The following is a 14,477-nucleotide window of genomic DNA, read 5'->3' on the forward strand; positions in this document are numbered from 1 at the left end:
GGTGAAGTTTGCAACCGGTTTTGTTATCACATTTATATATTCTGTTTTTGTTACCGTGTTACGACCTATATCATTCTTCACTGTTAAGTTAACAGTATATATTCCTGCCTTTGAATACTTATGACTCGGATTCTGATGGAATGACTTTGATCCGTCTCCAAAGTTCCAGAACCAGGAAGTTGGGGAGCCTGTGCTTGTATCAGTAAATTTAACCTTTAATGGTGCTTTTCCTGATGTAGCACTGCTGGTGAAGTTTGCAACAGGTACAGTATCTGTTACGTTATCATCTGTTACATGTAGATGTATAGTGCAAGAATCACTACCATTTGTACCAATTGCATTAATTTTGCCAGTATAATTCCCGGAAGTTGCACTTTCAGGTATATTTATTGTAACTAGGATAGTTTCAGGTACTCCAGAAGAAACATTGACTGCTGCTGGATTTACTTTGATATTACTGGTATCAATAATATCACCGTTTTCTGATTGGAGTGAAGTCGGTGTTATTGCAACCGATGTTAAGGCTTGGGATGTACTGACAGTAATGTTCTTGGTAATCTTTTCCCCAGTCTTTCCCTCTATGGATAAGTTATCCGGCAAAAGCAAGATTGAATTTGTTCCCTGGATTATTTTAAAGGAACTGTCTTCGATCCTGTTGAACTGAGATCCATCAGATAAACTTCCTGTTGCTGTAGCATCAACCGTATAATCTCCCTTTAAAGAAGTATTATCGAAAAAGTTTGCATAAATTCCATCCTTTGCGCCACCGTCTCCATGGCTACCATCATCATACAGTGTAAGGTGGTTAATACTGGAATCTGGAAGAGTGATATTGGATTTAACATCAGCAGTTGTGATCTTAGTTTCTCCATTAGAAATACCTGAAGTTATCTTTACGCTTTCACCCTGGATATACTGATCTTTATCCGTAGAAAGGGACATGGATAATGTTGATTCAGCACGGACAGTAACAGAAACATCCTCTCCTCCTGTTGGCATATCGGTCGCCGTTAATTCCATAGTCCATTCTCCAAGTTCTGGATTTGAAACTTTGTAGATCTTATAAGTGGAGCTGGCTATGTACTCAATATCAGGATCTGACTCTGCCTCAGAAGGATCTACTATCGACCCATCAGGCTTGTGCAGTACGAGGTCTACATTACTTCCGGGCCAAAAAACACTTGCGATTGCTTTTTTCATTGTACTGTCTGTTTTGTAAGCTATAAATGTATGGTCACCCTTAACCATATTAAAAGTGAGATCTTTAATAGGTGTCAAGCCAGTAACTTCTCCAACAATGTCATTATATATATTCTGTAACTGGTTCTCTGTAGGAGAATAATAATACTTGCCCCCTGTTTTCGTAGCGATGTCGCCTAGCAATCCTTCATCAGCATTAGAACCAAGACCAACAGTGTAAACTTTTATTTTATTATCTGTAATATCGGGAATCACTTTGTTTGGATGCTCCCCACTGTTTTGCAGTCCATCCGAAAGCAAAACAATTGCCTGCGGAGTACTTGAATCCCCATAGGCTAGTAAATCGTTTAAACCATATCTCAGTCCACTTCCAATTGCAGTATTACCTGAGGCTGAAATTTTTCCTATCTTATCTTTAATGCTGCTCTTATTGTCATTAGTAAGAGTAGTAAGGTGATGATCATAACGTGCAGATGTACTGAACGATACGACTCCTGCCATGTCATCAGGCTCCATGTAGTCAACAAAAAGACTTGCTGCGTTTTTAGCATTAGAAATAGGTGTACCATACATACTACCCGAACGGTCTATAACGAGCATCACATGAGCGGCCGAATCCGTAAACACCGGATGACTCAGTGTGAGACCGTCATTATCAGGACGTCGTTGTAAATCCCAATCACCAGGCTTGGTGTATGTCCTTATGAATATACTTTTTTTGTCATGTTGTGTGTCACTTGGATTAGAATATGCCCAGATCTCAATTTTCTGAGCATCATCGTAAGTATAATAATATTCATAACTTTTGGCTTTATTTCCTTCAGGAAGTTTTTTGGCATGAATCAACCAAGTGGAAAGATCTTTATTAAGTTCTATCGTATCTCCGTTATAGTTTTTAACGCCGTCTCCTTTAGAGATTGTCCATTTTCTCATGCCGATATCTTCTACTGCTTTGCTTTCAACTTCACTTTCATCTTTTAATTCTTTTTTTATTACTTTCCAGTCTAATGGAGAATTTGCGGTTTCTTTGTTTGTATATTTTACATCATTCCAATTGGTTCCTGTTGCTTCTTTCCATTTCTCCTCAAATTCTCCCCCACCTTCAGACGAGAGCCTATAGGCAAACCACTGATTTTTTAACTTAGACCTGACATCTTCAATATTTTCAAAGGAACCTTTACTATACGTTTTATGTCGTATTATTGTATCATCGAGGGCTTTTTTGGAATTCAATTTATCAATTGTAGTCCATTTATCAGTTGCGGTTATTTGAAACGGTCCAAGCCCACTACTAAAGTGAAAATTATTTGGTAGATCTTTATGCCATTTATCAGCTGTATCGCTGCTATGTGCTGCATATCTACATTTTCCATCAGGATTGCCTTCTCCCCAGGCCAAGACAGCAAGCATTATCTTAAATTGGTCTTTGGATATTCCCCAGTTGTCAACATATGTTAATGAGTCAACCTCTTTATCGATATCATTAAGAAGAGCTGCAGGAATCTTCGCAGTTATTTGTGTTTTTCCAGAAACTGTGGAAGATTTATACTCATTGGTATTTACTGCTTCTTGATGCAGCGACGTAGTATCCGATGTCATCAAGTTATTCCCTTCATTCACCGACACAGAGTCAATTGTGCTGTTTAACGAATCTTCAGCACTGACAGTGCTCACCGTAAGAGCGAGCATTAGTATAGCGGCGATCACTACAACAAGTTTTTTCTTCATTTTACCACCAACTATTTACAAGCACCCCAGCAACTCAATATTGCTGAGTTTTAATTTAGGGATACCGACACACGCAGTTTGGATCGAGTCCATCAGAAATGAAATTGCTGCATTAGCGTTTTTAAGTATTAACTTTTTTATACAACTAGTGAAATATTATGTAAAGTGAAAATGAGAGAATAATAGATAAATGTTTCTTTTTATTAATAAATAATAAAATATGGGGAGAATTTTAATAAAAAACATATAAAAAGAATAGAAAAAAACTAACTTTTTAATATATAAATATAAAATTTGGAAGAATCAAAATATAAAGAAATTTGTTTTTCAGGGTGTTTTTTGGATTTAAAAGCAGTTAAAAGAAATAAAAAATCAATGGGAAAGCACTACTAAACTATCACCTACCAAAAAGAAGAAAAGAGATGAAGCCACAAAAGCAGCTTTACTCAAAACTCAATGCTCGTGAATGTATCCATGCCCGTGTTCAAAACTCGAACTCTTTATCTGCTCTCTTTTGAACCTGATATAAGTTTCATTGATAGAATCCAGGCATTTTGTGCAGACATTTACCTTTTTTATTACGACTCCTTTTGAAAAATCAGGAATCTGGATTTCCACAGGGTAAACCCTGCCCTTTTTACCGCACAGGATGCATTTGTTTCTCCTGCAGGAGATTTCGTCTTTATTGATGCTTAAATAGGTCTTCTGGGAGGAATCGAGACAGGTCTCACAGAGCCCTTTCCAGACACCCTCAGGATAGGCGAATTTGAGGCGGGAACGGAAAACCCGGACAGGAATAACGCTCGGGAGTGCACGTCCGCAAAGATCACAATCTGTCATTTCTCATATCTCCTTAGATCAGTACCTTTGCTGCTTCCATCGCCCACTGCAAGAAGGGTTCAGGCCAGAATCCCATTGCAAACACGCCGGCTGTTGCAAGCAGGAGAGCTGCTGCATATGGGAAAGGCAAGCCGATCTTTTTGCCTTCAGGAGGAAGGAAGTACATATACCTTACAAGCCGTGCGTAATAGAACAATGAAAGAGCACTGTTCAGAATTGCAATTACCGCAAGCCATGTCATGCCTGCCTGAATGGCTGAAGAGAAGAGCACTAGCTTGGCCATGAAACCGGAAGTCAGTGGGATACCTGCAAGGGCAAAGACGAAAACCGTCATGCAAAGAGCTACCAGTGGCATCCTCTTCCCAAGGCCTCTGAAGTTATCCAGGTGATCGGGAACCTGCAGGTCCCCTGTTCTTTGAGTAGTTATCATCCAGACAACTGCGCCGGCTGCAATAAAGGCCCCTCCTTTCATAAAGGCGTGGGCAAGGGTATAGAAGATTCCACCTGTAAGAGCCATTGGGGTCATTACCACAAAAGCCATTGCAATGTATCCTGCCTGAGCCAGTGAAGAGTAAGCAAGCATGCGTTTTACGCTGGTCTGAGAGACTGCAACCACATTTCCAAAGGTCATGGTTACGACTGCCAGAATTGTGAAAGCGAACTGCCAATCAGGCTGGAGTGCAGCAAGCGCCAGGATGAAAACCCTGAAAGCTGCCACAAAACCCATTTTCTTCGACCCGGCTGCAAGCAGGGAAGAGACAACTGAAGGGGAACCCTGATAGGTATCCGGAGCCCACATATGGAAAGGTACAAGAGCCATTTTAAAGCCGAAACCTGCAATGAGCAGCACGACTGCAACAAGTCCTATGGGGTTTTCTGCCAGGAGAGAGACATTTTCAGCAATCATTGGAATGCTGGTAGTGCCTGTTGCTCCATAAACAAAAGAGATCCCAAACAGCATAAGCGCTGAAGAAACCGCACCCATCATAAAGTATTTCATGGCCCCTTCGAGGGACTTTGGGTTCTGTTTCTCAAAACCTGCAAGGGCATAGGTAGCAAAGCTTGCCAGCTCAAAGGCACAGAAGAGTAGGATAAAGTCGTTTGAGGAGGCAACAACCATCATCCCAAGGGTTGCGAAAAGCACCAGGGAATAAAACTCTTCGGTATGGTCACTGTTTTCATTATACTTAATTGAAGCAATTGAAACAACCAGTGCAACTGCCAGGAATACCAGTTTGAAGAACTGGGAAAGGGCATCAATGCTGACAGTGCCATAGAACATTGTAGCTTCGGTCCCGAAACTCTGTACCGTCAGGACCAGAGCTGCAAGGACTCCAAGGGTTGCCAGGTAGCCCAGCACATTTTTGGTCCGGGAAGACATGAAAACCCCTGTAAACAGTATAATCAGGCCGGCTGCAGCGAGTGCAATTTCAGGTGCAAGAAGCATTAAATTTTTCATTTTTTACACCCCCAGAACAACCGTAAGGCTTACTATTGCTTCCGAATTCGTAATCATCATATTAAGTACCGGATTCGGGTTCCAGCCGAAATAGACCACAAGCAGAGCAATTACTGCCATGGAAAAGACCTGAAGGGAGGTAATGTCCCTGACATCTCCAAGCTTCTCGTTATAAACTCCGAACATTGCCCTCTGCATTGCCCAGAGGTGGTAGCCTGCAGTAATCACTATTGCCAGAAGGGCAAGCAAAACAAAACCAGGCAGGTTAACATAGCTGAAGGCCAGCACCAGGAACTCGGCAATAAAACCAGTTAACCCTGGCAGGCCAAGGGATGCCATAAAACCGAGCATCATAAGTACAGCCAGCATCGGCATCTTCTTTGCAAGCCCGCCAAGATTATTGATTATCCTTGTCCCCGTGCTTGTCTGGATCGCTCCTGCAGACATGAACATGATACTCATTATAAGCCCGTGGGAAAACTGCTGGAACATAGCTCCTGAAACCGAAAGAGCAACAAAGCCTGCCGAACCCAGTAAAACATATCCCATATGGCTTAAACTGGAATAAGCGATCATGCGCTTGAGGTCTTTCTGTCTCAGAGCCAGAAGCGCCCCGTACAGTATACTGAAAGCTCCAAGCAAACCCAGCATGGTAATCATAAGCTCAGGGTTACCAGTATTCGGGAGCATAGGAAGTGAGATCCTAAAAAGCCCGTATCCTCCTATCTTGAGTAGAATAAAGAGTACACTGCCTGCGGTCGGGGCTTCGGTATAAGTATCCGGGAGCCAGGAATGGAAGGGGAAAGTTGGCAGCTTTGCCAGGAACCCGAAAATGATTGAGAGGAAGATTGCATTTCTAAAAAGGCCGGACCCTAAGAACTGGAACTGTGCAACCAGCTCCCTTATATCAAAGGTAGGGATACCGGTCTGCTGCCAGGAGGCATAGAAGAGCCCGAAGATCCCAAGAAGCATTACCAGAGAGGCAACATGCGTGTAGATAAAGAATTTATAAGATGCATGGGCCCGCTTTTCTCCTCCCCAGATGTTTACCATGAAGAAGAGAGGAATCAGGGTAAGCTCCCAGAATACATAAAAGACCACGAAATCAAGGGCTACGAAGACTCCTATAACAGCAGCCTGCATGGTAAGGATCAGCCCATAAAACCTGTTCGAGTCTTCTCTTTCTTCCTTCCAGCTATAAAGGATCAGGACCGGGATAACTATTGCATTCAGGAGGATAAGAGGCATGGAAATGCCATCAATTCCAACTGAATATTTGACTCCTAGCAAGGGAATCCAGTCTATCGACTCAAAGAACTGCATGGCAGCCGTACTGCTGTCAAAGTTCAAGTAGACATACAAGGTAAGGCCAAGAGTTGCAATGGACCCTAAAAAGGCCAGTCCTGCAGCCTGTTCTTTCGTTTTTGTGAAAAAGGTCACTGCTGCGAAAATCAGCGGCACCAGAATCAACAGTGATGCGACCGGCAGCATCAGAGTACCTCCATTATTAACTTAACAAGTATTATCAGCAGGCTCACACCCGCAATTACTACAATTGCATAGGTCTGGACAACTCCGGTCTGGACTCTCCTGAGCTCCTCACTTACACCAACTGTAAGAATTCCGATTCCTTCCACGATACTGTCAATGATCACATCAAGCACCTGAGAAAGGAGAGCAATGATTCCGTATATGATTCCGAGTGAGAAGAACTCGGTATAGATTTCATGCTGGTAATAGCGTTTGTAAAGCAGCCTGTAAACCGGATTCTTCATGGAAGCAAGCGGCCCGAGTTTAATTATCCTCAGATAATAGATCACAAAAGCAACTGCAAGACCTGCAATGGCAACTATCATCGGAAGCCACTGGACAAAGAGAGATTCATTTCCTGCTGCCCCTACAAGCTCATTTCGACCTAAGGCTGCAAGGCTTCCTATGTCAAGATTCACGAAGCTGTTTGCAAATGTTTCTTCAAGGAAATCCATGAACCCTGTTTTTGTCAGCCCTCCAAATAAAAGGGAAAAGATTGCCAGAATTGCGAGGGGAATTGTCATAATAGCGGGAGATTCGTGTCCGTGGTAGTCACTTCTCGGCTTCCCTGTAAAGGTCATGAAGATCAGCCTGAATATGTAAATTGAAGTGAGGAGTGCAGCCGCAATTGAAAATACATAGGGAATCCAGTTGTTGCTGTTCTCTCCAAAGAGATAGGCAGCTTCAATAATCGCATCCTTTGAGAAGAAACCACTTGTTCCTATTGAGGTTCCGGGTATCCCGAAGCCTGCCAGAGCCAGTGCTGCAATTGCCATAGTAGCAGCCGTAACTGGCATTACCTTTCTTACGCCTCCGAGTTCCCTCATATCTTGGGTACCTACTGCGTGGATTACGCTACCTGCACAGAGGAAAAGAAGAGCCTTAAAGAAAGCATGGTTGATCAGGTGGAAGAGAGAAATGCCTACTGCTTCAAGCCCGATTGCCGAGCCGAGGCCAAGGCCAAGCATCATGTATCCGAGCTGGCTTATGGTTGAATAAGCAAGCACACGCTTGAGGTCATTCATCACAATGCCCATCGTGCCCGCAAAGAGCGCTGTAAAGCCTCCAAGGTAGGCAACTACCATGAGGGAGTCAGGAGCTGCAATAAACATCGGGAAGGTTCTTGCTACCAAATAGACACCGGCAGTAACCATTGTTGCGGCATGGATAAGGGCAGAAACCGTTGTCGGGCCTTCCATTGCGTCAGGCAGCCATACATGCAGAGGGAATTGCCCGGACTTTCCTACGGCCCCTCCGAAGAAGAGCAGGGTGATGATGGTAAGATGACTTACTTCAAAACCGAAAATGTTTGAATGAAGCGCAGAAAGCTGCGGGATATAACTAAAGATTTCGTCAAAACGGAGTAGATATGTCCCTTCCTGGAATCCGCCTGCAAGTTTCAGGAGATCGGAGGTCAGTACAATTATCCCTGTAAGGAACATCACATCTCCGATCCTGGTTGTCAGGAAAGCCTTCTTGGCAGCCGCTGCAGCTGAGGGCCTTTCGAACCAGAAACCAATTAAGAGATAAGAACAGAACCCTACAAGTTCCCAGGAAACAAAGAGCTGAAGGATGTTGTCCGAAAGTGCCAGGGAAAGCATTGCTGCGGTAAAGAGTGAGGTTTCTGCAAAATACCTTGCTTCTCCCGGGTCACCGGACATATAGCTAACTGCATAGATATGTATCAGCAGGCTCACAAAAGAGACCATTGACAGCATTACTGCGGCCAGGGGATCAATCAACACTCCTATATTGAGCACTGCAAACCAGGGATAGGACTGGCTTATAACCTCGTTGGGGTTTACCAGCAGCCTGAGCGTAATCATTAAAGAGATTACGAAGGAAGCGGCAATTGCCAGTATAGGGACAACGGCGCCACCTGATGGCATTTTCCTGCCAAAAAAGAAGGTGATTACAAAAGCCAGTGCCGGAAGCAGGGGAATTAAAAATGCTAATTCTTCCAGAGCCGTTTTTACCACCTCAGGATCTTGAGCTCATTAAGGTTGATCTTATCGTGCATTCTATAGATTGCCATGAGGATTGCAAAACCGACTGCTGCTTCGGCAGCTGCAAGGGCAATTGAGAATACGGCAAAAACCTGCCCGTTCAGGGTATTCGTGTAGCTGGAGAAAGCTACCAGGTTCAGGTTTGCGGAGTTGAGCATGAGTTCAATGCACATAATCATCCTGATACCGTTTTTATGTGTCATTACACCATAGAGTCCTATTGAAAAGAGCAGGGCTGCAAGCCCGAGGTAAAAGATTAAAGGAATCATTGGTTGCTCTCCCCTTTTGCCAGATAAAAGTTTAAAGGAATCATTGGTTTTCCTCCCCTTTTGCCAGGTAAATCGCTCCTATGAGGGAGGCGAGCAGGACAATTGAAAGGACCTCAAAAGGTGCTACGTAATGGGTAAAGATCAGCATGCCAATGCCCTCTATATTACTCTGGTCAGCCGGGTTTTGGGGGAGTTCGGAAACCGTGTTCCAGGAAGTCCCAAAAGCCCCGATTACCACAATAGCTGTAAAGAGCAAGACTACGAGAAAGGCTAAGGGTCGGTTAGTCCTCACCGGGTTCACCTCCGATCTCGTGCTTTGTCAGCATAACTGCAAAGAGGATGAGCACCCCGATTGCTCCAATGTAAACCAGTACCTGAATGATTCCCAGGAACTGGGCATTCAAAAGGATGTAGAGAGCTGCAATTCCAAACATGCACATGATCAGGGCAAGCCCGGCTCGGACAATATCCTTTGCAGTTACCACGAAAACTGCAAAGAATACTGTAGAGATGGCAAGAACCCAGAAGACAGCCATTTTCAGGGCTTCTCCGATTGTTTCGAGTCCGATCATTTCTCGTCACCTTCCTCAAGATCGACTTCCCTTGCAAGTTTTTCAGGAGTCATGAGCAGGTCTTTGTGCTTCCATTTAACGAGACCTTTAGCGTATTCCTTTCCGCTTGAAAGTGCACCTTTCGGGCACTGGTCGATACAGAGCCCACAGAAAAGGCAGTGTCCGATGTCAATCTGAGGGAACCAGCGTTGTTTTGTGCTGCCTGGTGCAATCGGGGCTTTTACGATCTTGATTGCGGCATTGGGACAGGTATTGGCACAGATGCCACAGCCTATACATTTACTTTTATCAAGTATCTGAAGCCCCCTGAACCGACCGGAAAGCTCGCTTTGTTTTTCCGGGTACATCCTGGTTACGGGAGGCCTTGTGATGTTTCTAATTGCGTATTTAATGTTTTTGAGGACCATGATTTCACACCCCCAGGTAGAGTCCGAGCCCTACAGCCCAGACAAGGTTTAAAAGAGCAAGAGGAAGCAATTTTTTCCAGCTCAGGTCAACAACCTGGTCAATCCTGAACCTCGGGACAGCCCATCTGAGCCCTATAATTACCATAAGTACAAAGACAACTTTTACAATCAAGAAGCCTGTTGGAACAATAATGCCAAAGAAAGAGTTATTTGCAATAAAGCCTGGTACGTTCCAGCCGCCAAGGAAGAGAAGGGCTACAAGGAAAGAACCAAGGATCATGTGGATGTATTCGGCAAAGAAACCTAGCCCGAAACGCATTCCACAGTATTCTGTAATCCACCCTGCTATCAATTCTTCTTCGGACTCGTTCTGGTCAAAGGGGAGTCTTCCCATATCAGCCATAAGTGATACAAAGAATACAAAACATCCCAGGGGCTGGAGGAAAATATTCCAGTGCAGGCCCTGCGCAGTCGAAATGTCTACTATATTAAGCGAACCTGTCATAGCAGCTACACTTATGACAGTTATTCCAAGAGGTACTTCATATCCTACCATTCGGGCAAAGTTTCGAAAAGCCCCTAGCAGGGAGTATTTGTTATTAGAGCCGTAAGCCACCATGAAAATCCCGAAAATAGATAATGCGGACACCGCTTCAATGTAAAGCACGCTGATGTCCATCTGGGTAACCGCAAGCGGGTATTCGACCCCATTAATAAAGACCGCGCCCACAGGAAGGGCAACAAGCATAAGAAAAACCGAACCAAGCATGAAAATATTAGCATTATTAAAAAGTAAACTGTCAGCATTCAGCGGCTTTAAGTCTTCTTTTGTAAAAAGTTTGATTGCATCGGCTACAAGCTGCAGAAGCCCATATTTCCCTACGCGGCAGGGCCCCATCCTGGTCTGGATGTCAGCAGAAAGCTTCCGTTCAAGCCAGACAGCTCCCATTGCTCCCATGAAAATAACTCCAATCAGGACAAGGCCAAATATTCCGCGGACCCAGGGAATTAAAGGAGTTATATATTCAGGAATTACTACTGTCATCAGAATCACCTGTCTGCTTCACTGGTACACCCGTCCATGCTGCCCGAGATTGCTGCCACATCTGCAACAGTCGTACCTATTATAAGGGGAGGTAGAGCTTGCAGGGTAGGATAGTAAGGTCCTCTAATCTTTACTCTGTATGGCTTGTCCGAACCGTCGGAAATCATGTACATTCCCATTTCCCCTCGTGGGTCTTCCACCCTGTAGAATACCTCACCGGCAGGAACTCTCATTACAGGGGTTCTCCTGCCGTACAGTGAACCTTCAGGAAAGAGCGGGCCGCTTGGAATCTGGTCGAAGCACTGTTCCAGGATATAGATACTTTCTCTGATCTCATCAAGCCTGACCTGTACTCTTGCAAAACAGTCTCCTGCGGTTTCAGTGCAGACTTTGAAATCAAGGTCTTTATAGACCAGATAAGGCTCGTTTTTCCGGATGTCAAAAGGCACACCGGTTGCACGCAAAGGAGGCCCTGAGACCCCAAGGTTCTTTGCGACATCAGCAGTCAGGACACCAACTCCGACAGTCCTTTCCCTGTAGATCCTGTCAGTGTGGAACATTTCCTCAAAATCGTCAACTGATTTTTTAAGGTTGTTTAGGACAGGAATTGCTTTTTCTTTAAACCCCTCAGGAAGGTCGTCGCGTACTCCTCCGAACTTAAGATAACTATGAGTAATTCTGGCTCCTGTGATCATATCAATCAGGCTCAGGACTTCTTCTCTTTCCCTGATCGTGTACATGAACATGGAGACAAAACCAATGAATTCCCCAAACTCGCCCATACCCAGCAGGTGACTCTGAATTCTTGTAAGCTCGTCAAGAATAACCCTGATATATTGAGACCTTTCAGGCGGTTCGATGCCAAGTAATTTCTCGGTACAGCCTACAAAACATTCTTCATTTACAAGGGCCACAAGATAGCAGATCCTGTCCACGATTGTGATTCCCTGAAGGTAAGTCTTATTCTCCAGAATCTTTTCAATACCTTTATGAATGAAACCCAGTTCTATGTCAGCATCCACGACTGTTTCCCCTTTCAACCTCAGGTTTAGCCTGAAAGGGCCGGGCTGCATGGGATGCTGAGGTCCCAGGTGTACGATCATCTCATCTGGTTCAAGCTTTTCTTCCATTTCTCACCCTCACACCAGATTTCTGGCCGTCTTATTCGGAAAGCCCTCGTAATCTTTCCTGAGGGGCCATTCCCCAAGCATATCTTCGGGAAGTACAAGTGGCTTCAGGTTCGGATGGTTTTTAAAAAGAATCCCGAAAAGCTCGTAAGTTTCTCTTTCGTACCAGTTTGCATTCCAGTACACCGATACAATGGATTCGATTTCCGGATTTTCCCTTGGAAGCCTGACCTTAAGCGTCAGAACCACAGGATGATTATATGATGCTATATGATAGACTACCTCAAACTCATTCCTTTTTATGTAGTCCACTCCGCAAACTGAGCAGAGGTGGTCAAATTGAAGGGAACCCTTAAGGTACTGGCATACTTTTTTCACCTTCTCCCTATCCACGTATGCCCTGGCACGGATTTCGGACTCAGCGGTTTTTTCGGAGATTGCCTCAGGAAATGCACCTGTTAACGACTTGAGAATTTCTGCTACATCCATAATTTTCCCTCGAATAACTCTGAAAGTTCAGAAGAACCTCAGTAATCTTAATACTCCGTGCCCAGGTCTTTTTTGGCTTTGATTTTTTCCTGTAGTTCCACAAATCCCTGAAGCATTGCTTCTGGTCTTGGAGGGCATCCTGGAACGAAGACATCGATTGGAAATATTTCATCAATATTCTGGACAGTGCTGTATGATTCATAAAATGGGCCGCCACTAATTGAACAATCTCCAAAGGCGATGACCCATTTCGGAGAAGGCATCTGTTCCCAGAGTCTTTTTAAAGCAGGCAGGTACTTCTTTGTCACGTAGCCGCTTATGAGCATGACATCAGCCTGCCTAGGAGAGTTTCTCGGAATGATTCCAAAGCGGTCCGTGTCATAATGAGCACAGCCCATTGCAATCATCTCGACTCCGCAACAACCCATTGGCTGGGTCATAAACCATAGCGAATTTTTCCTTCCCCAGTTGATTATATCCTGAACCTTAGTTTTCTTGAGAAATTCACTGATCGCATTGCTTGTTGTTGTGATAACTCCAGGAATTTCTTCTTCCGAGGTCTCATAGGGTTTACTCGTTTTTTTCTCCTTCACTTCACCCATGTAAGGGCCCCCTTTTTCCAGAGATAAATGTATCCAAAGAGCAATATAAAAATAAAGGCCAACATCTCAACCACTGCAAGAGAGGTGATCCCATGTCCCTTATAGACTGTAACCCATGGATAAAGGAAAAGCACCTCTATATCAAAGAGCACAAAAGCGATCGCATAAAGATAATACTCAACATTGAACTGGATCCTTGCAGTTCCTGTGGGAACCGAACCCGACTCATATGTCGTGTATTTGCCGGCTGCCTTGCTCCTCGGGCTCAGTTGCTTTACCATAAACATTGTCATTGGAGGCATAATAAGTGCCACGACAAGGAATATTGCAACTGGTATGTAGCTATCAATTATTTCAGACATTAATATCACCTGTTAAAGTGTAGCAACCTGAAATTGCAGCATTACATGACACGAATTTTGGGTTTTTGGACAAAAAACTGCGTCCAAGCAATCGGGTTTTAGGAAAATTGCTTTCGGTCCAGACACAGGTCCTTTTATAGATGCCTGAGTCCACAGAGATCTTTAATTTCGATAAAATGATCCCTTTTTACAGGCATTTACTTCTGGGCTTTGAAAATTTAGATTTCTTTTCCCGGAATTGTATGATAATTGCCAGAATTTCAGGAGAATTCCTGCTTCAGGCAGCACAGGTACAATTGAGTGAGATTAATATATTCAATAATTTAAATTGTTTGAAATTGTTTGAAATTGTTTGAAATTGTTTAAAATTGTTTGAAATTGTTTGAAATTATTTAAAATTGTTTGAAATTACAGAACCCCATATTAATTGCTGCAAACGGATGTGTAGTTATTTATCGCTATTTGCTAGATAATTAATAATATATAAATATTAAGTTCAAATAATTAAAATCTGTTTTTCGAATATGGATATGTTTTAAAAATTGGAGTAAAGTACTGGTCGTTTGTGGAATTATATAAGTTATGCATATGTTATTCTTCTCCAGCTCCCCCAACATAAATAATATTATTTATGTTATATATAAGTAAGCGTCATATAAACACAATAAGTATATATATACTTTAATTATTTTAAATTGAATAAAACATTCATATATAATAACATAAATAATCATGAGAAATTCCCAGAATAAAAGGTTTTTCATGCCTCGCAGAAAATAAAAATAATAAAGGATTAATAAAAATTAGGCCATCCTGCTGCAGAATTTGAGATGGAAGCCCA

General features: G+C 43.4%; 14 protein-coding genes. All 14 read right to left on the minus strand.

Translation table 11 applies throughout. The features are described 5' to 3' along the window. A partial coding sequence (locus A9239_RS01890) for a VWA domain-containing protein (protein WP_141706335.1) occupies positions 1-2,928 on the minus strand: 2,928 nt, incomplete at its 3' end. 453 nt (positions 2,929-3,381) lie between these two features. Continuing rightward, complete coding sequence (locus A9239_RS01895; protein WP_048117940.1) at positions 3,382-3,768, minus strand: F420H2 dehydrogenase subunit FpoO; 387 nt, start codon at positions 3,766-3,768, stop codon at positions 3,382-3,384. Between the two features lie 13 nt (positions 3,769-3,781). Beyond that, the gene (fpoN, locus tag A9239_RS01900) at positions 3,782-5,227 is read right to left on the minus strand and encodes a F(420)H(2) dehydrogenase subunit N (protein WP_048155355.1); all 1,446 of its coding nucleotides are present in this window, start codon (positions 5,225-5,227) and stop codon (positions 3,782-3,784) included. 3 nt (positions 5,228-5,230) lie between these two features. Continuing rightward, entirely contained in the window at positions 5,231-6,718 is a 1,488-nt protein-coding gene (gene fpoM, locus A9239_RS01905; RefSeq protein WP_048155357.1) for a F(420)H(2) dehydrogenase subunit M, read from the minus strand. Further along, entirely contained in the window at positions 6,718-8,736 is a 2,019-nt protein-coding gene (gene fpoL / locus A9239_RS01910; RefSeq protein WP_048117937.1) for a F420H2 dehydrogenase subunit FpoL, read from the minus strand. The genes fpoM and fpoL overlap by 1 nt, the downstream gene beginning before the upstream one ends. Continuing rightward, positions 8,730-9,032: a F420H2 dehydrogenase subunit FpoK gene (fpoK, locus tag A9239_RS01915; RefSeq protein WP_048117936.1), complete on the minus strand. Its 303-nt coding sequence runs from the start codon at positions 9,030-9,032 to the stop codon at positions 8,730-8,732. The genes fpoL and fpoK overlap by 7 nt, the downstream gene beginning before the upstream one ends. Before the next feature lie 40 nt (positions 9,033-9,072). Then, positions 9,073-9,324: a F420H2 dehydrogenase subunit FpoJ gene (gene fpoJ, locus A9239_RS01920; RefSeq protein WP_048117934.1), complete on the minus strand. Its 252-nt coding sequence runs from the start codon at positions 9,322-9,324 to the stop codon at positions 9,073-9,075. After that, a complete protein-coding gene (locus A9239_RS01925; protein WP_048117931.1) occupies positions 9,314-9,604 on the minus strand; it encodes an NADH-quinone oxidoreductase subunit J in 291 nt (96 codons plus the stop codon). The genes fpoJ and A9239_RS01925 overlap by 11 nt, the downstream gene beginning before the upstream one ends. Continuing rightward, entirely contained in the window at positions 9,601-10,011 is a 411-nt protein-coding gene (gene fpoI / locus A9239_RS01930; protein WP_048117928.1) for a F420H2 dehydrogenase subunit FpoI, read from the minus strand. Before fpoI ends, A9239_RS01925 begins: the two co-directional genes overlap by 4 nt. A gap of 4 nt (positions 10,012-10,015) precedes the next feature. Next, positions 10,016-11,056, minus strand: coding sequence for a F420H2 dehydrogenase subunit FpoH (fpoH, locus tag A9239_RS01935; protein ID WP_048117925.1), 1,041 nt, complete (start codon positions 11,054-11,056; stop codon positions 10,016-10,018). A 5-nt stretch (positions 11,057-11,061) separates the two neighbouring features. After that, the gene (gene fpoD / locus A9239_RS01940; protein WP_048117922.1) at positions 11,062-12,186 is read right to left on the minus strand and encodes a F420H2 dehydrogenase subunit FpoD; all 1,125 of its coding nucleotides are present in this window, start codon (positions 12,184-12,186) and stop codon (positions 11,062-11,064) included. A gap of 9 nt (positions 12,187-12,195) precedes the next feature. Beyond that, entirely contained in the window at positions 12,196-12,672 is a 477-nt protein-coding gene (gene fpoC, locus A9239_RS18720; RefSeq protein ID WP_048117919.1) for a F420H2 dehydrogenase subunit FpoC, read from the minus strand. A gap of 47 nt (positions 12,673-12,719) precedes the next feature. Further along, positions 12,720-13,274: a F(420)H(2) dehydrogenase subunit B gene (gene fpoB / locus A9239_RS01950; protein WP_048117916.1), complete on the minus strand. Its 555-nt coding sequence runs from the start codon at positions 13,272-13,274 to the stop codon at positions 12,720-12,722. Further along, positions 13,262-13,636, minus strand: coding sequence for a F420H2 dehydrogenase subunit FpoA (gene fpoA / locus A9239_RS01955; protein WP_048122927.1), 375 nt, complete (start codon positions 13,634-13,636; stop codon positions 13,262-13,264). Before fpoA ends, fpoB begins: the two co-directional genes overlap by 13 nt. Positions 13,637-14,477 lie beyond the last annotated feature (841 nt).

The sequence above is a fragment of the Methanosarcina sp. A14 genome (assembly GCF_001729375.1).
Lineage (GTDB): Archaea > Halobacteriota > Methanosarcinia > Methanosarcinales > Methanosarcinaceae > Methanosarcina > Methanosarcina barkeri.